Source organism: Xylanimonas protaetiae (assembly GCF_004135385.1).
GTDB lineage: Bacteria > Actinomycetota > Actinomycetes > Actinomycetales > Cellulomonadaceae > Xylanimonas > Xylanimonas protaetiae.
Map to the genome: position 1 here is coordinate 3840238 of NZ_CP035493.1, position 19743 is coordinate 3859980.

At 71.8% G+C, this 19743-nt stretch carries 13 protein-coding genes; 8 read left to right on the forward strand and 5 right to left on the reverse strand.

Features of this window, described 5'->3' with window-relative positions:
* The first annotated feature begins 371 nt into the window (after positions 1-371).
* The 3 genes from ET471_RS17745 (at position 372) to ET471_RS17755 (ending at position 4348) form a co-directional block, all read left to right on the forward strand.
* Positions 372-1655 (forward strand): alpha-amylase family protein, encoded by a 1284-nt coding sequence (locus ET471_RS17745; protein ID WP_129190547.1) that lies wholly within the window; start codon positions 372-374, stop codon positions 1653-1655.
* Positions 1648-3222 (forward strand): FAD-dependent oxidoreductase, encoded by a 1575-nt coding sequence (locus ET471_RS17750; protein WP_129190548.1) that lies wholly within the window; start codon positions 1648-1650, stop codon positions 3220-3222. The genes ET471_RS17745 and ET471_RS17750 overlap by 8 nt, the downstream gene beginning before the upstream one ends.
* Positions 3223-3313: 91 nt before the next feature.
* Positions 3314-4348, forward strand: a complete 1035-nt coding sequence (locus tag ET471_RS17755) for a LacI family DNA-binding transcriptional regulator (protein WP_129190550.1) — start codon at positions 3314-3316, stop codon at positions 4346-4348.
* 4 nt (positions 4349-4352) lie between these two features.
* On the opposite strand, the gene ET471_RS17760 is transcribed toward ET471_RS17755, so the two are convergent.
* The gene (locus ET471_RS17760; RefSeq protein ID WP_129190552.1) at positions 4353-5840 is read right to left on the reverse strand and encodes a CehA/McbA family metallohydrolase; all 1488 of its coding nucleotides are present in this window, start codon (positions 5838-5840) and stop codon (positions 4353-4355) included.
* 107 nt (positions 5841-5947) lie between these two features.
* Between ET471_RS17760 and ET471_RS17765 the strand changes: the two genes are divergently transcribed.
* From ET471_RS17765 to ET471_RS17780, 4 genes are all read left to right on the forward strand, one after another.
* Positions 5948-6976: an ROK family protein gene (locus tag ET471_RS17765; RefSeq protein ID WP_242496351.1), complete on the forward strand. Its 1029-nt coding sequence runs from the start codon at positions 5948-5950 to the stop codon at positions 6974-6976.
* Positions 6977-7093: 117 nt separating this feature from the next.
* Positions 7094-7657: a D-sedoheptulose-7-phosphate isomerase gene (locus ET471_RS17770; protein ID WP_242496352.1), complete on the forward strand. Its 564-nt coding sequence runs from the start codon at positions 7094-7096 to the stop codon at positions 7655-7657.
* Positions 7658-7701: 44 nt separating this feature from the next.
* The gene (locus tag ET471_RS17775) at positions 7702-10452 is read left to right on the forward strand and encodes an alpha-mannosidase (RefSeq protein WP_129190556.1); all 2751 of its coding nucleotides are present in this window, start codon (positions 7702-7704) and stop codon (positions 10450-10452) included.
* The gene (locus ET471_RS17780) at positions 10449-12461 is read left to right on the forward strand and encodes a YyaL domain-containing protein (RefSeq protein WP_129190558.1); all 2013 of its coding nucleotides are present in this window, start codon (positions 10449-10451) and stop codon (positions 12459-12461) included. Before ET471_RS17775 ends, ET471_RS17780 begins: the two co-directional genes overlap by 4 nt.
* 168 nt (positions 12462-12629) lie before the next feature.
* On the opposite strand, the gene ET471_RS17785 is transcribed toward ET471_RS17780, so the two are convergent.
* The 4 genes from ET471_RS17785 to ET471_RS17800 form a co-directional block, all read right to left on the reverse strand.
* Positions 12630-14639 carry a right-handed parallel beta-helix repeat-containing protein gene (locus ET471_RS17785; RefSeq protein ID WP_129190560.1) on the reverse strand — a complete coding sequence of 670 codons (2010 nt, stop codon included), beginning with the start codon at positions 14637-14639 and terminating at the stop codon, positions 12630-12632.
* 45 nt (positions 14640-14684) lie between these two features.
* Complete coding sequence (locus ET471_RS17790; protein ID WP_129190562.1) at positions 14685-15716, reverse strand: sulfatase-like hydrolase/transferase; 1032 nt, start codon at positions 15714-15716, stop codon at positions 14685-14687.
* A gap of 306 nt (positions 15717-16022) precedes the next feature.
* Positions 16023-16688 carry a class II aldolase/adducin family protein gene (locus tag ET471_RS17795; RefSeq protein WP_129190564.1) on the reverse strand — a complete coding sequence of 222 codons (666 nt, stop codon included), beginning with the start codon at positions 16686-16688 and terminating at the stop codon, positions 16023-16025.
* A complete protein-coding gene (locus tag ET471_RS17800) occupies positions 16685-18118 on the reverse strand; it encodes a four-carbon acid sugar kinase family protein (RefSeq protein ID WP_129190566.1) in 1434 nt (477 codons plus the stop codon). Before ET471_RS17800 ends, ET471_RS17795 begins: the two co-directional genes overlap by 4 nt.
* 472 nt (positions 18119-18590) lie before the next feature.
* On the opposite strand from ET471_RS17800, the gene ET471_RS17805 reads away from it, so the two are divergent.
* Complete coding sequence (locus tag ET471_RS17805) at positions 18591-19472, forward strand: phosphotransferase family protein (protein ID WP_129190568.1); 882 nt, start codon at positions 18591-18593, stop codon at positions 19470-19472.
* The last annotated feature ends 271 nt before the right edge of the window (positions 19473-19743 follow it).

The window sequence follows — 19743 nt, forward strand, 5'->3', positions numbered from 1 at the left end:
GGGGACGCGACCTTCGAGGTCCCCGCGACGAGCGCGGCCTGGGACGAGTCGGTCGTGGAGGTGCGCTGCACCCCCGAGCACGTAACGCTGCGGCTGCGGGTGCGGGGAACGGGCCGACTCGCTGACGTCACGCTCGGCGGGGGCCGCGCGGTGCTTGCGAGCGGCGCCGCCGGCGAGTTCCGGTCGGGCATCGGCCACCGCTCCGTCTTCGTCCCCACCCCGACCGAGCCTGTGCACGCCGTGCGTCCCGCGGCCAGCACGGCACAGTTGGCCGTGGTGGGCGACGCCGAGCCGGGGCGCCTACACGGCATCTTCTCGCCCCGCCGCTCGTGTTCGGCCTGGGGCGCGGCCCCGCCGGCACGGGCACCGAGGTGCCTGACGGCGACGAGTGGCTCGCCGCCGCGGTCGTTGCCCCGGTCGACGAGTCCGGCTTCACGACGGTGCGTTACGAGCCGCTCGACGGCGGATGGCTGCTACGCCTGGCCTACGAGGGCCACACCGTCGTCGATGGCGAGTGGACCTCACCCGCGCTGGTGCTCACCCCTGTGACGTCGCCGTGGACCGCGATCGACGCATACCGGTGTCTCGTCGAGGGCGACCCGCGTCCCGTGGACGTCCCGGCCCGGCCGACGTGGTGGCTGCAGCCGATCTTCTGCGGCTGGGGCGCGCAGTGCGCCACGGCGGCGGCGATCTCCCGCGCCCAGGGCGTCAACGAGAAGGCCGAGGCTGAGCTGGCCGCAGGGTTCGTCGTGACTGCGGGCGCGGCCACCGCTCCCGCCCTGGCCCGCCAGGAGCTGTACGACCGGTGGCTCGCCCGGCTCGCCGATCACGGCGTCGTCCCCGGGACCGTCGTGATCGACGACCAGTGGCAGGCCCGCTACGGCACCTGCGAGCCGAACACCTCCCGGTGGCCCGACCTGCGCGGGTGGATCGCCGAGCGGCACGCCGCCGGCCAGCGGGTGCTGCTGTGGTTCAAGGCGTGGGACCCGTCGGGCCTGCCCGACGAGGAGTGCGTGCTCGACGCCGTGGGCCGGCCCGTCGCGGCCGACGTCACCAACCCGGCCTACCTGGAGCGGCTGCACGGCATCGTCACATGGATGCTGTCGCCGGACGGCCTCGACGCCGACGGCTTCAAGGTCGACTTCACCCAGCGGGCCCCGTCGGGGGCGACGCTGCGGACGCACGCGGACGGCCCCGCCCCCGCGTGGGGCATCGCCGGCCTGCACCGCCTCATGTCCACGATCCACGCGGCGGCGAAGGGCGCGAAGCCCGACGCGCTCATCGTCAATCACACGGTGAACCCGCAGTTCGCGGACGTGACGGACATGGTCCGCCTCAACGACGTCCTCGAACGCGACTCCGACGGCGGCCGGGTGCCGGTGGTGGACCAGCTCGAGTTCCGGGCGGCAGTGGCCCGCGCGGCCCTGCCCGACTGCCCGGTCGACACCGACCAGTGGCCCATGCCTGACCACGCCCAGTGGCGCGCGTACGCCCAGGCCCAGCCAGGTCTCGGGGTGCCCGCCCTGTACTACGCGGAGTCCGTGGACAACACGGGCGAGCCCATCACGGCGGCGGACCTGACGGAGATCGCCGACGCGTGGGCGGCGTACCGCACCCGCCTGGGGCTGGCCGAGGCGGGAACCTCCGGTGTGTGACGTCCTGGTCTACGCCGCCACCGCGGCGGGCGTCTGCGCGGCTGTCGCGGCGGCCGAGACGGGCGCCGACGTCACGCTGCTCGAACCCGGGCAGCACGTCGGCGGCATGGTCTCGGGTGGGCTCGGGTACTCCGACGTCGGCGACCTGCGGGTGCTCGGCGGCATGGCGGCACGCTTCCGCGCCGACGTCGCCGAGCACTACGGGGTCCCGGTCGGCGCGTACGCCGGACCCGAGCCGCACGTGGCCGAGGCGATCTTCCGGCGCTGGCTGGAGCAGGCTGGCGTCGACGTCGTCTTCGGCGCACCGCTGCTCGACCCGGTCGCGGGCGTGGCCCGCGTCGGCCAGGGGACCGACGAGCAAGGCGCGCCGCGCCTGGAGTGGGTCGAGGCGGCCGGAACCCGCTACGCGGCCGCCGCCTTCGTGGACGCGTCCTACGAGGGCGACCTGCTCGCCGCCGCCGGCGTGCCCTACGCCGTCGGCCGCGAGGACACCTCGCTGTATGGCGAGTCCCTGGCCGGGCGGCAGGAGATCCTTCCCGGGATGCACGTCATGCCCGTCGGGATCTCGCCGTTCGCGGGCGACCCGAGCGGTCGCACTGAGGGGCCGCTGCTCCCCCAGATCAAGCCCGAGCCCCTCGCTCGGGTCGGCGCAGGTGACGGCGGCGTCATGTCCTACGGGTACCGGGTGTGCCTGTCGCGCGACGCCCACCGGATTCCGTTTACGCCGTCGCCGTCGTGGAACGCCGACCGCTGGGAACTCGGGCGGCGGCTCTTCGACCACTGGCGGCGCACCGGAACCGCGGTCGTGGCCGGGCGCCTGCTGGGCTTAGAACCCAACCTCCCAGGCGACAAGTGCGACGGCAACTCGCTGGGACCGTTCTCCCTGTCGGTGCACGACGGCTCCGCGTGGCGCTACCCTGACGCCGGGCTCGCCGAGCGCGAGGCGATCCGCATCGCGCACCTGCATCACGCGCAGGACTACCTGTGGTTCCTGGCCACCGACCCCGCCGTTCCGGCCGACGTACGCGCCGAGATCACCCGTTGGGGGCTGCCCTCCGACGAGTTCGCCGACACCGGCCATCTGCCGCACCAGCTCTACGTCCGTGAGGCCCGCCGCATGCACGGCGCGCAGACCCTGACCCAGCACGACCTCACCTCGCCCCTTCCTCGCGCCGACACGGTCGCGATGGGCTCGTACCACATCGACATCCGCGAGGTGCAGCGGGCCTGGCGGTGGGCGTACGAGCACCCCGACCCCGTCGCGCACGTGGTGACCGAGGGCTACTTGTCGGTACGTGTGCCCCCGTACCAGATCCCCTACGGCTGCCTCACCCCGCGGTACGAGGACTGCGCCAACCTGCTGGTCCCCGTGTGCCTGTCCGCCTCGCACGTCGCGTTCTCGTCGGTGCGCATGGAACCGCAGTACCAGATGCTCGGACAGGCGGCCGGGGTGGCCGCGGCGCTCGCCGCCCACGCCGAGCAGCCGGTCCAACGCGTCGACGTCGGACGGCTCCAGCACCTGCTCACCGAGAATGGTCAGGTACTGGGGTTGCCATCAAGTCCCTAAGACCCCATCTATGTGTGGGATCGTTGCGCGAGGAGCGCGTCAGCCGTCAGGCCTGCCGAGTTGCGGCGCGTGAGCACGAATTGGAGCGTGGGTGAACAATGAAACCGGTCGCGCGGCGAAACCGCGCCGCGCGACGATCAAGGACGTGGCGCAGGAGGCCGGGGTCTCCCGCTCGACCGTGTCGCGGGCGCTGACCGGTAACGGGTACGTCTCCGCCGACATCCGGACCCGGGTCCTCAGTGCCGCCACCAGGCTGCGCTATGTCCCAGACGCGATGGCCCGCTCGCTGCGGCAGCAGGCCTCCTCGACGATCGGCGTCCTCGTCTCCGACCTGCGTAACTCGTTCTACGCCGACATGGCGGCGGGCGCGGGCCTCGCGGCACGTCGAGCCGGGTACACGATGGTGCTGGTCGACGACTTTGCCGCGCCGTCGTCCGAGATCGAGGCGGTCAAGCAGGTCGTCGAGCTGCGCGTCGCCGGGGTCATCATCGCGCCGGTCTCGGTGGAGGCGGTGGACTACTTGCTGCGCAACGAGGTCCCGGTGGTCGAGGTCGACAGGCAGTTCGCCTCCGGACGATGCGACGCCGTCGTCGTCGACAACCGAGCCGGGGCACGCGAGCTGACCGCGCACCTGGTGGGGCTGGGCCACACCCGGATCGCGCTCTTGGTCGACCAGGTGGACTGGACGACGGGGCGCGACCGCCTGGACGGCTACCGCGACGCTCTCGCCCAGGCGGGAGTCGCCGCCGACGAGAACCTCGTGGTCTCGGTGGGCTGGACGGCGGACGCCGTCCACGCCCGGGTCGCGGAATTGCTGCGTGAGGACGCACCTCCCACCGCGCTGCTCGCCGTGAACAACGTCGTCGCAGAGGGTGCCTACCGCGCCGTCATGGACGCGAAGCTGCGGCTGCCGCAGGACATCTCCCTGGTCAGCTTCGACGACGCGTCGTGGATGTCCATGGTCAGCCCCGGGGTCACCGCCGCGACGCAGGACGCGGCCGCGCTCGGCGACATCGCCGTCGGACGGCTGCTGAACCGGATCGACACGCCCGACTCCCCCGTGCAGACCGTGGTGCTGGCCGCGCGGCTGGTCGCGCGCGGCTCGACCGGGAAGCCCACAGCCTGACGGTTCACGCCTCCCAGATCGGCAGCTCGCGGGCGTAGGCGCGCGCCGCGCGGTGGTAGAGGTCGAGGGTGGCGTCCCGAGCATCCTGGGTGGGGAACCGCTCCGGTTCGGCCGCCGCCCGGGCGACGAGCTCGTCGATCCACCGGGCGAAGTACGCGCGGTGCTCGGCAGCGTCCGGTGATCCCGGCCCGTCGACGTACACGGGGCTGGTGTGGGCCAGCCGCACGGTCTCGGGGTCGGGCGACGACGCGCGCGCGGCAACCCAGCCGGTTCCGGTGAGGTCGAGCGTCACGTCGAGCACGGGCCCCTCGGATTGGGCCGCGACCCGGCCGTCGACCAGGACCTCGACGCCGTCGAGCGGGCCGGCGGCGCGGGCGACCGCGCGCACCCGCGTTGGGCGGGCGGGCACCGTCGCACCGGGCTCGGCATCGCCGACCGTGAGCGACAGGAGCGGCCCGTTGGTGACCATCGACCGGCCGGCACGCAGCGCGTCGTAGAACCCCGGAACGGTGCATTGCCCCGCGCCACCGCCAACGTAGACACGGTTGTGGCCGGGAGGTGCGGGCAGCACACCCGAGGCCGAGCCGGCGGAGGCCGGGAGGCGGAACCCGCAGCTCAGGTACCGGTAGTACAGCTCGAGCTGGTACCGGCTGGCCCCGGCGGCACCAGGGTAGGCGGCGCGGTCGCGCGGGCGACCCCAGGACTCGTTCGCGAAGAACCCGCGGGGCACGTAGTGATTGTTGAGCACGCCCACGGAGTCCGGGGTGCCGGTGGCCATCATGACCGGCGTCTCCCACCAGGTGAGCTTCTCGCAGTCGAACCAGGCGCCCTGGGCCCGGGCACGGTCGACGAGGAAGCGTCCGGGCGGTGACCACCACTCGTCGACCGTCGGCAGGTCGCCGAGGCCCACTCCGTGCAGCATCCAAGCGCCGCCGCCGCGCTCGTCCTCGGTGACCGGAGCGACGGCGTGCCGGTCGCCGCCCACGGTGAGGGCCGCACGCGGCGGCCCCGTCGGGTCGCTCTTCTGGTGCGGCAGCTCGTTCCAACGGGTGATGAACGCCCCGACGTGCAGGTCCTCCGCGCGCAGGATCGCGGCGGCGTCGTCGAGCGGGCGGTGCACGTGCAGGTCACCGGACCACCAGCCTTCGGCGGCGAGGCCAGCCCACCGCTCGGGCTCGGCCACGATCCGGGCGCCACCCGTGCCGACGTCAACGTGGCGCTCGACGCGCCGGTGCTCGGGCCCGCGTTCGGCGACGACCATGCAACCGCCGCGCGGCACGGGAACCTCGACGACGCCCTCGCACAGGAACTGGCGGACGTAGCCGGGGTCGCAACGCGAGGCGTCGGTGGGGTCGCGATCCATGTCGATCACGCCGGGCCGTGACATGGCGGTGCCGTCGTGTACGGCGCCGCCGGGCCGGTGCCAAGTGCCGTCGTCGGCCAGGACGGAGACGCGGGCGGGCCCGCCGGTCTCGATGGTCAGCGTTGGCACTCGAAGGTCCTCCCGGCGCACGCACCGCGCGCCACATTGATGAACGTCGTCTGGAAACGCACCTATGCTATCTGGGATCGATCCCAGAATCCAGAAAGCGAGGACACATGCCGACGGGCAACAAGGATCTGCTGGTAGAGCCACCGATGGGCAAGGTGAGCACAGTGAGCGCGCTCGGGCCGACCCTCGGGCTGGACATCGGTGGCACCAAGCTCGCCACGGCGATGGTGACCCCGGACGGGCGGCATCACGGGCTCCAGATCGCGCCGACCAGGCGCGAGGACGGGCCGGACGACGTGCTCCGCAGGCTCTTCGACCTGGGGCGGGCCTCGATCGACGCCGCCGGGCTCGGCTCGCCGTGGGCCGTCGGGATCTCCTGCGGCGGTCCGCTCGACGCCCTTGCAGGCGTCCTGGAGTGCCCGCCGCACCTTCCCGGTTGGCTGGACATTCCCATCGCCGACACGACATCGCGCGAGTTCGGCGTCCCGACGGTGCTTGAGAACGATGCCACAGCGGCGGCGCTGGCCGAGTACCAGTTCGGCGCGGGTGTCTGCGCGCGCAGCCTCATTTACCTGACGGTGTCCACCGGGATCGGCGGCGGCAGCGTGATCGACGGGCAGCTGCACCGCGGAGCCACCGGCAACGGTGGTGAACTGGGACACATCACCGTGCGGCCGGGAGGCCGGCACTGCACCTGCGGGCGGCGCGGCTGCCTGGAGGCATACTGCTCGGGCACGCAGATCGCGGCCCGTGCGGCGGAGGCCGTCGCCCTGGCGCAGGAGACCGGGCGCCGCACGGAACTCGCCGGAATCGAACCGCTGACGGCGGCCCACGTGTCCCAGGCGGCAGCCCGCGGCGACGCCGTCGCCGTCGACGTCTGGCAGGAGACCGTCGAGCTGCTCGGCCAGGCCCTGACCGACCTGGTCAACGTGTTCGAGCCCGACGTCGCCGTGCTCGGCGGCGGCGTCACCCGGGCCGGCGCGATGCTGCTCGACCCCGTGGCCCACATCGTGCGGGCCAACGCGATGGGGCGCGAGGCCGAGGTCGTGCGCCTCGAGCTCGCCACCCTCGGCGACGTCGTCGGCGTCGTCGGCGCGGCCGCAGTCGCCTGGGACCGCCTCGGGGCCTCCCACTAACCGGCGCCCACCACCGAACCGCAGAACACCACAAACCGACAGTCGGCAGGCCACACCGGCCACCGGATGGGTCACCACCGACCACACCATGCAAAGGAGCAGGCGTTGCCTGATTGGATGACCGCCCAAGTGCGCGACCACGGTCGTGCCGCCGAGGCATTCGAAGGACGGATCGACGACGTGCGGAAGGTCGCACAGGTATTCCAGACGGCGTTCGCCGACGGCAAGACGCTGTGGACGTTCGGCAACGGCGGATCCGCCGCGGACGCCCAGCACTTCACGGGCGAACTCGTGGGGCACTACCGCCACGACCGCCGCCCGCTGCCCGCCGTCACGCTGTCGTGCGACCCCACGTCCATGACGTGCATCGCTAACGACTACGCGTACGACGACGTGTTCTCCCGCCAGGTCGCGGCGCTCGCCCGGCCAGGTGACGTCGTGGCCGCGTTCACGACGTCGGGCCGTTCGCCCAACGTCGTCACCGGCCTCGCCGCCGCGAAGGCGAACGGAGCCACCACCGTGCTGTTCGGTGGCGGGGACGGCGGCCCCGCCGCCCAGCACGCCGACCACCTGCTGCTGTCGCCGTCGACCGTGACCCCGCGTATCCAGGAGATGCACACGCTGATGTTGCACCTCATCAGCGAGCACCTCGACAACTGGGCAGCGGGAGTGGAGCCGTGAGCGACGTGACCCGGAAGCCTGGCGCGCCCACGACCAACGCGCCCATGACGAACGCCCCATCGGGGCCGCAGCCGGCAGGGCTGCAGCCGCCGCCGACCGCGACGCCCGCCCGAAAGATCCACATGATCGGCAACGCCCATCTGGACTGCGTGTGGCTGTGGCCGTGGCAGGAGGGATACCAGGAGGCGCGCGCGACGTTCCGCTCGGTGCTCGACCGGATGGACGAGTACCCCGACTTCGTCTTCACGTGCGACCAGATCGTGCTGCTGAGCTTCGTGGAGGACCACGACCCGGACCTGTTCGCCCGCATCGCGGATCGCGTCCGCGAAGGCCGGTGGGTCAATGTCGGCGGATGGTGGGTCGAGCCCGACTGCAACACCCCCTCGGGCGAGTCGTTCGTGCGCCAGGGCCTCCTGGGCCAGCGCTACCTGGCCTCACGATTCGGCAAGCCCACCACGGTGGGCATGAACGTGGACCCGTTCGGGCACAACGCGATGATCCCGCAGATCCTGCGCGACCAGGGCATGGACACCTACACGTTCCTGCGTCCGGGCCCGCACGAGTCGGACCTGCACGACTCGGGCTTCTGGTGGGAGTCCCCCGACGGGTCGCGCGTCCTGGCATGGCGCATCCCGTTCGAGTACTGCTCCCCACCCGGTTCCGTCGTCGGGCAGACCGAGAAGTCGCTCGCCCAGATCAACCACCGCGCCGGGGTGGACGCCGAGCCCGTCATGGTGTTCTACGGCGTCGGCAACCACGGCGGCGGGCCAACCAAGGCGAACATCGACTCGATCCACCGGTTCGACACCATGGGGTCGTTCGGGCGCCTGAAGCTCTCCGACCCGCGCCAGTTCTTCGACGAGTTTGCGCAGGCTCTCGGCCCGGACGGGCTGGCCGCACTGCCGGTGCGCCGCGACGACCTGCAGCACCACGCACCGGGCTGCTACTCCGCGCACTCGGGCATCAAGCAGTGGCTGCGCCGCGCCCAGGCGAACGTGCTGAACGCCGAACGCTGGGCCGCCGTCGTCTCCCGCGAGTACGGCATCGACTACCCGCGCGAGGAGCTGCTGCACGCCTGGGAGCAGGTCTGCTTCAACCAGTTCCACGACACCCTGCCGGGGTCGGCGGTCGAGCCCTCGTACGACGACGCACGCGACCAGTTGGGCGAGGCTGTCGCGATCGCGAAGCGCATCATCACCCGCTCGCACAACGTCATTGCCCGCCACGTCAGCATCCCCATGGACACGGCCACGCAGCCGGTGCTGGTTTTCAACCCGCACCCGTTCCCCGTCGAGGTGGACATCGAGCTCCAGTACGGCGTGCAGCCTGCCGGCGTGCACGTCGTGGACGCCGACGGCCTGCGCACGCCCTCGCAGCGCATCCAGTCGACGGCCACCACCGACGACAAGGGCCGCGGCGCCGTCGCGTTCCGCGCGTCGCTACCGGCGCTCGGCTACCGCCTCTACCGGCTCATCGGCGGTGCGGCCTCACCCGCGTTGCCGTGGTCGCCGCCCGCGACCGGCGGCCCCGCCGTCACACCCGCGCCGGTCACGGCCGAGGTCACCGACGAGCGCGTGCTGCTGGAGAACCAGCATCTGCGGGTCGAGCTCGACCCGGTCACCGGCTGGCTCACGTCGCTGCTCGACAAGCGCACGGGAGTCGACGTCGTGGCGGGCGCCGTGGGCGAGCACATCCAGATCTCCGAGGACCCCACCGACACGTGGGGCCACCGCGTGATCTCGTACGCGGGCGCCGGGGCGCCGATGAGCACGACGCGCGTGCTGGTCCGCCAGCAGGGCGAACTGCGGGCGTCGGTACGCGTCGAGCGCACATGGGGCCGGTCCACGGTGGTCGAGGAGTTCACCCTCGCCTTCGACGCCGACGCGCTGGACTGCGCGATCACGATCGACTGGCGCGAGCACGCGCACCTGATGAAGCTGCGCTTCCCGACCGTGCTGACCGACCCGGTGGGAACCTACGAGATCCCGTTCGGCCACCAGGAGCGGCCGGTCGACGGCGCAGAGGAGCCGGGCCAGTCGTGGATCGACCTGACGGGCACCGTCGGCGGGCGTACCGCCGGTCTGACGGTCATCAACAACGCCAAGCACGGCTACGACGTCTCGCCGGCCGACTCGCCGACGCCGGGCCTCACGCCGAGCCTCGGCATCACCGCCGTGCGCAGCCCGGTGTACTCCTGGCACGACCCGCGCGAGCTCGAGCCGGACGGCCTGTACTCCTACCAGGATCAGGGCATCCAGCGGTGGCGCTACCAGCTCGTGCCGCACACGGGGTCGCTCGACGCTGACAACGCCACGCGCCGCGCCACGGTGCTGGGCTCGACGCCGCGCGCCATGCTCGAGTCCTTCCACGACGGCGTGATGCCCGGCATCCACTCCTACCTGGACGTCGAGACCGAGGGCCCCGGCCGGGTCATCGTCACGGCACTCAAGGGTGCCGAGGACGTGGGCCGCGACGGGCAGACCGACGTCATCGTGCGCGCCGTCGAGTCCAGCGGGCGTCCTGGGACCACCAGCGCCCGGTTCGTGCTGTCGTTCTCCGACGGCAATCGCGAGGTGGTGGCGGACTTCGGGCCATCGAAGCTGCGGACCTTCAAGGTCCCGGCCGACCCGGCCGAGCCCGTGGTCGAGGTCAACCTGATCGAGTGGGACCTGGATCGCCAGCCGGCGCCGGTGGGCCAGCCGCTGGTGACACCGCACGAGGCGCCAACCGCCACTGCGGACGACGTTGCGGCCGCCACGGAGCTCGCCCCGGCGGACGAGGACGTGCAGGCATGACGCTCCCGCTCGGACTGAGCGTCACCGTCCTCGACGGGGCGGGCACGCGGTTCCCGGTCCCCCTCGCCGGCGTCGTCGCGCCCGAACCTGCAGGCCAGCCCGCGTGGCAGGGAGTCGTCGAGCCTGACGCCGGTGCTCCCGTCACGGTGCGCGTCGACGTCATCGGCGTCGGGACGAACGACTCGGCAGCCCGGCTGACCGACATCGCGGCGACGCCGGCCGGTCTGCGCCTGCGAGTCACCGCCCGGGCCGACGTCGCCGCGGTGGACATGAACCTCCTGGTGGAGGCGAGCGTCCCCGCCGCCGACCCGTGGTGGCTCATCCCCGGTCTGTTCTACGGCGAGAACCGGCCCGCCGACTGCGACCGCCTCTTCCCGCGGTTCGAGGTCGGCGGGGCGGACCCCGCAGGGCTGGTCAGCGACCACTGGTCGTTCAGCTCCGACCGTGCGGCCACTCCCCTGCCGTGCGTGTGGGGCGACGACGACGGCGTCGGGCTCGGCATCGACGAGCAGTCGGGCTTCGGCCCCACCGGTGTCGGGCTGGCTCACCGCGACGGCGTCGCGACGGTCCATGTGGTGGCTCCCTACCGCGAGGACCCGGTCACGTACTACGGGTCTGCGGAGGCCATGCCCCCGCTGCGGCAGCTGCACCGGCTCGAGCCCGGTGCTCCAGCCGCGTTCGAGGTCACCGTCCACGCGCTCGGTACGGACCGGCACGCCTACGCGCCGATCCTGCGCGAGCGGTGGGAGTCGACCGCCGAGGGCCGCGAGCCGGCCGCCTGGGTGAGCGTGCCAGAGGCGGCCGACCTGACCGCCTCCGGGCTCCTCGACTGGCACTACGACCCCTACCCCGGGGTGCTGCTCGAGACCGTCGGCTTCGACCGTGGGATTGACTTCAACGGGGACCACGTCGACCGACAGGCCATGCACATCGGCTGGGTCTCCGGCATCCCGTGGGCGTACGCGCTGCTCGCCCACGGCCTGCGCGCCGGGGAGGGCCCGCAGGTCGACGCGGCCGTCAAGGTCATCGACTTTTGCTGTGCGGAGCTCTCGCCGTCGGGCACCTTCTGGGGCACGTGGTACCGCGGCACCGGCTGGACCCAGTCGTGGACGTTCATTAAGCGCGGTCTGCACGCACGCACGCTGGGCGAGGCCACGCACTTCCTGGTGCGCGCCGTCTTGGCCGAGCGGGCCGCGGGCCGCGAGCACCCGACATGGCTGGCGGCCCTGCGCTCCAACCTCTCGGTCATGGCCGGCCGTCAACGCGACGACGGCAACCTCGGGGCCATCCACCACGCCGAGACGGGCGAGGTGCTGCAGTGGCGTGGCGCCGCCGGGCTCACCTGGATCCCCGCGTTCGTCGAGGCCGTCGAGGCCGGGCTCGCCGACGGGCTAGATGAGCGTTGGCTCACCACCGCCATGCGGGCGGGCGAGCACTACGCGCAGTACGTCGACCGGGAGTACATCCACGGCGCGCCCGAGGACGTCGACCTGGCCCCGACCTCCGAGGACGGCTACGCGGCGGTCATGGCCTACATGGCCCTCTACCGCGCCACCGGGCAGGAGAAGTGGCTCGGCCTGGCCCGCAGGTCCGCCGACTGGACGCTGACGTTCCGCTACACCTACGACGTCACGTTCGACCCGCAGACGCTGCTGGGTGTCTACGGGTTCGCCACGCGCGGCGGCGACCAGGCCTCGACGTCGAACCAGCACCTGGCGTCCTACGGGCTGATCTGCACGCAGGAGCTGCTCGACCTGTCCGACGCGCTCGGCGACCCGTACTACGCCGAGCGGGCCCTGGAGACGCTCGACTGCTTCCGGCAGTTCATCGCGCGGCGCGACGGCGACTTCAACGCCTACCGCGGCATGGTGACCGAGCGGTTCTACCAGACCGAGTGCTTCCAGCCGAAGGGAATGCTGCTCACGTTGTCCCACGCGTGGTGCGTGGGAGTCACGCTGCTCGGGTGCGAGCAGGTGCTTGCTCGCGAGCTGGTCGCCGCGACGGTGTAGACCGCCCTCCCGTCAGTCCGACGCCCGGCTTCCCGTGTCATCACGGAGAGCCGGGCGTCGTGGCGTCTGCGCCACCGCGTTTCCGTGCCCGCCGTCCGACGCGCGGCGAGCGTCTGACTGCGGACGTACCGCTCGTGTCCGACGACGGACCCGCCGCAGTCCCGACGGCTACCAGACCCGGACCCGTATCGGGGCGTCCTCAGGTGCCACGGACAGGGCCGAGACCGGACCGACGGCGTAGGTCCGGCCCGCCACCTTCGAGGCACCGACCAGGTCGGTGTCGCACCGGACCGGCGAGCCGTCGGGCTCCTCGAAGCCGGCCGCCACCAGCCGGACGGCCGGCAGGTCGGCACCGGTGACCACGGCGGTTCGTGCGGCGGTCACCGCAGCGGGCAGGCGCAGGTCCAGGTAGACCGCTCCGGCGTCGTCGCCGTCCGGCTCGACGACGTCGAGCGACGCGGCCGCCTCGTCGTCAGCAACCACGGCACCGACCTCCGCGGCGAACGGCCGGGCGCCGGACACGTACGCGTTGTCCCACACATAGGCGGCCTGGCAGACGCCGTGGAACTGGAGGTGGTCGCCAAGGGCAGGGTCGAGGGAGTCGACGTACCCCTGCCAGGACGAGGGGTACTTGTGGTCGTAAACGTGGGTGCCGAAGCCGCGCTCGGACAGCGGGCCGATGCGGATAGGGTCGTAGGCGTCGGTGACCTTCCCGCCGAAGAACAGGTTGCCGGTCCAGCGGTCGTCGCCCCCGGCGACCAGGCCGAAGCCCGCCACCTGCGTCGAGTGCGGGAGGTGGTAGGGCGTGGAACGGTCGAGGGTCGGCTGGAGCCGCACGCACCCGGCGACGAGGTTGTTCACGAACGCGCCGCCCTGGCACACCAGTTCCAGCGAGCACCGGGACGCGAGGACGTTGTGGTCGACGGTGAAAGGTCCGTGGGACACCTCGATGAACAGGTCCCGCATGTTGCGGTACAGGAGGTTGCGCGAGATCCGCGTGCCCTGTGTCTGCCAGTCGAGCCACACCCCGAGCGGGGTGTCGTGGATGCGGTTGTGGACGATCTGGGTGTCGATCGCCGCATGGAACTTGATGCCCGCGATCTCGTGCCCGAAGAACTCACGCTTGAGGCCGATGCGGTAGATGTGGTTGCCCTCGATGAGGGAGAACGCGCAGCCCATGTGGCCGACGATGCCCGCCTGCTCGCAGTCGCGGATCGTATTGCGGCGCACGACGTGGCCACCCACCGTCTCCTTCGACCAACCGAACCGCAGCCCCTCGAATACCGACTCGATCTGGTACTGGTACCCCGGCTTGTCGCCACGGTCGGTGGCGTGGTTGTTGCCAGTGGTCGCCTCCTTGCCGAGCGAGACGGCGACGTTCTTCGCACCCCAGATCAGGTTGTCCTCAATGACCCAGCCCTTGGCCCAGTTCGGGCCGATCAGACCGGGCTGGTCGGCCGTGGGCGGCGCCCACGGGGTCGCCGCTTGCGCCAACTCGAACCCACGCACGGTGACGAAGTTGATGCCAGGCCCCTCCGGGAGGAACACCGAGCGCCGCACGGAGACCTCCGTGAGCGCGGTGTTGGGTTCGGCGCCCTGGAAGTTCGCCCAGATCGTGGTCGCGTCGTCGCCTACCTCGGCCGTCCACACTCGCGTGGTCCACTCGGGCTCGTGCGTCGGCACGATGTGACCCGTGGGGATGTCCATGTGGGTGTCGCGGCGCTGCGGGCTGGTCACCTCGGCAGGGGTCGCAACTTCGTAGAAGCTGCGGCCGTCCAGCCAGACATCGCCGAGGTGCTTGGGCGGTTCGACGCCGGGCACCGGCTGCTCCAGCCAGTCACCGCGGACCTCCTCGCGGTAGGGGTTGAAGTCCCCGAACATCGCGTTGGGCAGAACGGCGCGCCACACGGTGCCGCCCACGTTCTCCCAGGTGGTGACGCGCTCTGCGCCCGTGATGAGCACGTGCTGGCCGTCGGCCGGCCGGTAGGTGATGCGGCGTGCGTCGTCGAGACCACCGCGGGCGGGCTTGACCCACTCGCGATAGGTGCCCGCGTGCACGACGACGCTGTCGCCGGGCTGGGCGAGCTGCGCCGCCCGGTTGATGGTGCGCAGCGGCGCCTCGGGGGTTCCGGGGGCGACGTCGGAGCCGGCGGTGGCAACGTGGATCTCGCGGGTCACAGGGGCGTCCTTTGCATGGTCAGGGGTCGGTGGGTCAAGGAAGGGTCAGCAGACGAACCGGATGGTCGGGTCGAACCGGGGTTCGTAGTCCCGGTGGGTGTCGTTGGCCCGCATCGCGTCACGCACGACGACGCGCTTCGCGACGCTCGCCCAGCTCTCGGCCTCGATCCTCGCCACGTCGAAACGGTCGTGGACGAGCGCCCTCAAGGCGTCGCGCACCTGTGCAAACCTCGGCACGGTGGCGAGGTCGGTGGCCTCGCCGGGGTCGGCCTCAAGGTCGAAGAGCTGCTCGTCGTGGCCGTGGACGAGGACGTACCTGTACCGGCCGCGACGGACCATGAAGCAAGGAGCGTGGACCTTCTCCAGGTGGTACTCGGAGAACACGGGACGGTCGGCGACATCGGCCTCCGCCGCGTCGCGGGCGCGGACGGCGCGCGCGACGACGGGGAGCAGGCTGTCTCCGTCGACGGGCGTGCGGCGCTCGGCGGGGACGCCCGCGACGTCGAGCACCGTGGGGAACAGGTCGATGAGCGAGACCGGGGCCGGGACGCGCAGACCGGCGTGCTCGGCGCCCGGGAACCGGGCGATGAGGGGGACGCGCACCGACCACTCGTAGAAGCACCGCTTATGGACCATGCCGCGCTCGGTCATCATGTCGCCGTGATCGGCGGTGAACATGATGAGCGTGTTCTCGAGCTCACCCGTGGCTCCTGGAGCGTCGACCAGCTCGCCGATCCAGCGGTCCACCATGGTCAGCGCCGCGTAGGCGCGGCAGGTCATCCGGCGGTTCCCGGGGTCGCCGAGGGCGTACCTCGCGGTCTCGTGGGCGTCGTCGGCCCAGTCGTCCATGACCGACCGGGCGATGTCACCGCGCGCCGGCGGGTCGGACAACGGGATGTCCACCTCCGCGTAGAGGTCCCGGTCCCGCTGGGTGACGTGGAACGGGTCGTGCGGGTGATGGTGGGAGACGTAGAGGCAGAACGGCCTAGCAGCCGGGGTGCCCGGGCGCCTGATCGCGCGGTCGAGCGGGAAGTGCCGGGCGCGGAGCTGCGCCTCCTCGTCGTAGGCAATGCGCATCGTCCAGGACCGCACGCCAGGATCGAGCGGCGCGTGGTGCCGGGCGTGCCCGCCGGCGGGGAACCGTCCGTCCGGCCCGAGCTCAGGAACCCAGTCGACGCCACCGGGTCGCCATAGGAGCTGGTCAAGAACGGCACCGTCTGGTCGGCCTGCACGATCAGGATGTTGGTTCGGGGCTCCGTCATCGGACCACCAGGTGGCGGAACTCCTCCGGGACGACGTCGTTCCCGACACCGTGCGCTGGACGTGAACCGAGGCGTACGGCACCGCACCCTCGCACCGCCGGCTTCTGCCTCGTCACCAGCGCTACCACGTGGTGCCGTACTGCTGAGCCAGCGCGGTCACCTCGGGAGTGGGCAGCGGCTGAGCATCGGGCCCGGCGAGCAGCGCGGTCCGGGCGGCTTCCTCGACCTCGACGGCGGCGTCCAGCGCGCCGTCCAGGGTGGTGCCCCAGGCGAGCAGGCCGTGATGCGCGAGCAGCACGGCCCGGAACTGCCCCGGTACCTCGTCGAGGCTGGCTGCGAGGCGGTCGGTCCCAGGCGTGCCGTAGGGCGCGAGCGGCACGCGACCGACGCGCATGACGAGGTACGGAGTCAGTGGCGGGATCGCCGACACGCTCGACCACGGCTGCTTACACGCGTACGCCACTGCCTGCGGCGAGTGCAGGTGGACCACCGCCGCGGCCTCGGGGAACCGCCGGTACAGCGCCGTGTGCAACGGCACCTCCTTGGAGGGGCGCACGCCCGGCTGCTGCTTGGCGGGCTCGCCGCTCCGTGCGTCGAGGGCGGCCAAGCGCGCCGGGCTCAGCTCCCCGAGGCCGACGCCGCTCGGGGTCATCAGCATCGTCGCGCCGTCACGCACCGAGAGGTTCCCGGACGCGCCCGGGCTCAAGTTCATCGCCACGGCACGGCGACCGACGTCGCACAACGAGTTCGCTAGCAGGTCCCGGGTCGCCGGGTCGAGGGGCCTCATGCGGTCTCCATAGGTTCGTGCTTCCCAGGTTCCCGCGCCTCGGGTGCCCGATCCCACGCCGAGACGAACAGGTCGTCGGTTCCGAAGTTGCCCGACTTGAGCACCAGGTCGATCGTGCTGCCGTCCTCACGGGTCGCGCGGGCCCACCCGACTCCGGGCGACAGCGCGGGGAACAGTCGGAGCGTGCGCACCCCGAGCGCCCCGATGACGGCGCCCGACGTCTCTCCCCCAGCCACGACCAGACGGTCGACTCCGGCATCGGCCAGGCGCACCGCGATCTCCGCCAGCACCAACTCGAGCAGGTCGGCATCCGCGGGGTGCCCCAGGTGGGACGCGTCCCCCACCGTGTAAACGACGTGGAGCCCGGAAGTGTGCAGCGCGGTCCTGACCATCCGCTCGATGAACGTCTCTCGTCCCAAGGGGGTGCGGACGACGTCGGCGATCACACGCGTTCCCGTCCCCGCATCCAGTGCCGCCTGAACCTGCCGACAGGTCGTCGCCGAGGCGCTGCCCGACAGGACGACGCGGGGCCCGGCACGGTGCAGCACGGACCGCTCCAGGGGGCGGACGAGGCCGGACCGGTCACCGGCATCGGGCTCGCGTAGCGCGGGTGCTACGTCGCCGACGAACCGCGTCGCCTCGCTGCGCACCGACGCCGTTCCATCCGGCGCGAGCGTCGCGCTGCCCTGCGCGGGGGACGCGCCCAGCGACGCGGGTGGCGGCAGGTGGGCGGCGAGCGCGCTGCCCCCTGTCAGAAGGGGCAGGTCTGAGGTCGCCGCGGCGATCACCGCGAGATCGGCGTCCTCGGTCGCGTCGACGACGACGAGTCGCGCGCGGCCGCCGGACCCGACCGCGAGGGTGTTCTCCGCCACGGCGGCCCGCACAGCGTCGGGACCCGAGCGGACGACGTCGAGCGGGACGAGGCCCACCGTGTCCGGTGTCTGAGCCTGCAGCACGCTCACGACGTCGGAGTCCCGCATCGGCGTGAGCGGGTGGTCGCGCATCGAGCTGCGCTCAAGCAACCGGTCCCGGACGAACAGATGCCCTTGGTAGACGGTCCGGCCGGTTGCCGGGAACGAGGGCACGACGACGGTGAGCGGCGCACCGCACCGGGCGAGCACCGCGCTGACGACAGGGCCGATGTTCCCCTCGGGCGTCGAGTCGAAGGTCGAGCAGTACTTGACGTAGACACGGGTGGCGCCGAGGGCACGCAGCCGGTCGGTCGCCGCCACGGAGTCGCGGACCGCGTCGGCAACCGGAGCGGTCCTCGACTTGAGTGCCACGACGATCGCGTCGACGTCGTCGGCCTCGGGATGGCTTGGCCAGTGCGTCCCGACCACCACCAGGGTCCGGTAGCCGGCGGACGTCAGCATCAGCGCGAGATCCGTGGCTCCGGTCAGGTCGTCGGCGACCGCTCCCAGCTCGATCATGTGACTCCGTCCTCAGCGTGCAGATCGATCTGGGAACGATGCCACATCGGGGTCGTGACGACAAGGCCGGGGCCGGCGATGCTCCCCCCGACGGCCGGATCCTCGTGAGTGTGGCGGCTGCCAGTCCTCCCGAGGATCCACCGTCCATGCGACCGCCGTGACCTGGCACGGGTGCGACTCACGGACCGTGCCGTCGTAGTGCTCCCTGACCACGTCACCCACGACGTCACGTACCGCGAATCCCGGCGCGCCGAAGGGGACCGACAGCGGGTCGGTTGCGTCGACCGCGATCGTGGTGGTGCTCTCGTCGTTCGACATAACCGTGCCCTGGACGATCACTCTGCTCTCGTTCACGAAGGAGAACAGGCCCGACGCGACGAGCGATTCCACCAGGCACTCACAGCACTCCCGTCGGAACGCTCTCGTCCTATCGCCGCCTTGATGGGGGCTGTTCGCCTCGGCGTTCGCCGTCGTGCTTGAGCCAGCAGTCGGGCCAGAGAGCCAGGTCGTCGCGAAGGTCGCGTCGGACGACACCGAGCACCTGATGCGATACGAGCGGGGCATTCACGGGACGGAGGCTCGTGTACAGACTGGCCGCGAACACTCCCGGCCTGCCCATGCCTCGCGCGCTCATCACGACACCAGCCGCGCCGTGGTCGACGGAACCGTGCTGGTCGCCGAGTTCCTCGACGGTGAACTGTGGGACCACGTACGGCTGGACGACGGCCAGCGCGCCGGGGTGCGCCGCAGCATCGGCGCGATCCTCGCACGGCTGCACACGATCACCGGGCCTCGCTGCGGCTACCCGGCAGCCGAGTCCAACCTCACGGGAGACACATGGCCCGAAGCATTCACCGTGATGATGGACGCGGTGCTGGCCGACGCGGTGCGGTTCGGCGTTGACGTCCCTGCCGACAGGATCCGGGATGCGATCCATCGACACGAGGCCAACCTGAGCACCGTTGAAGCACCGCGCCTCATCCACACGGACGTCTGGCCCGGGAACGTCTTCCTCAACGCCGACCGCCAGGTGTGCGGGCGCATCGACCCCGAGCGAGCCGTGTGGGGCGACCCGCTGCTCGACATCGCCGGATGCGACCAGACCCACATCGGGACGGTAAACCCTGACCTTCTGGCCGGCTACAACGCCGAGGTCTCAGCACTCGGCAACGGCGCACCACCACCACTCGACGTCGAGCGCGATCACGTCAGGCTCGACCTGTGCCGCCTGTACTTCGCCGCGCTGATGACCGTCGAGATGACGCCCCGCGGCATGAGCGGTACCTGGGTCGACGCGCAGCGAGCCACTCTGCGCGTGAACCTCGACACCCTCCTGGACCGGTTCGAGGCGTAACGACCCGCCCAGCCCCGATCAATCCGCTCAGAACCTCGCTCGCGCCCTGACCGGACCGGGGCTCGACGTGCGCCTCCAGCCGGCGCGCCGTTGGTCACCGAGGCTGCGGAGCGCACCTGGGGCGGCTGCTCCGGCTACTTCGCCGACCCGGACGGCGTGCTGTGGGAGGTCGCGCACAACCCGCACGACAGCGCGCTGGCGCCCTGAGCCGGGCGGCGCGCTCCCGGTAATCCAAGTGAGCGCCGGCCCTGTGTCACGACGACGCGGCCAA

Excerpts from the sequence above, each read along its gene's own strand:
- ET471_RS17765 (WP_242496351.1), top strand. The coding sequence starts at position 5,948 with ATGCCGACGGGCAACAAGGATCTGCTGGTAGAGCCACCGATGGGCAAG.
- ET471_RS17770 (WP_242496352.1), top strand. The coding sequence starts at position 7,094 with ATGACCGCCCAAGTGCGCGACCACGGTCGTGCCGCCGAGGCATTCGAA.
- ET471_RS17775 (WP_129190556.1), top strand. The coding sequence starts at position 7,702 with ATGACGAACGCCCCATCGGGGCCGCAGCCGGCAGGGCTGCAGCCGCCG.
- ET471_RS17780 (WP_129190558.1), top strand. The coding sequence starts at position 10,449 with ATGACGCTCCCGCTCGGACTGAGCGTCACCGTCCTCGACGGGGCGGGC.
- ET471_RS17790 (WP_129190562.1), bottom strand. The coding sequence starts at position 15,716 with ATGCGCATTGCCTACGACGAGGAGGCGCAGCTCCGCGCCCGGCACTTC.
- ET471_RS17795 (WP_129190564.1), bottom strand. The coding sequence starts at position 16,688 with ATGAGGCCCCTCGACCCGGCGACCCGGGACCTGCTAGCGAACTCGTTG.
- ET471_RS17800 (WP_129190566.1), bottom strand. The coding sequence starts at position 18,118 with ATGATCGAGCTGGGAGCGGTCGCCGACGACCTGACCGGAGCCACGGAT.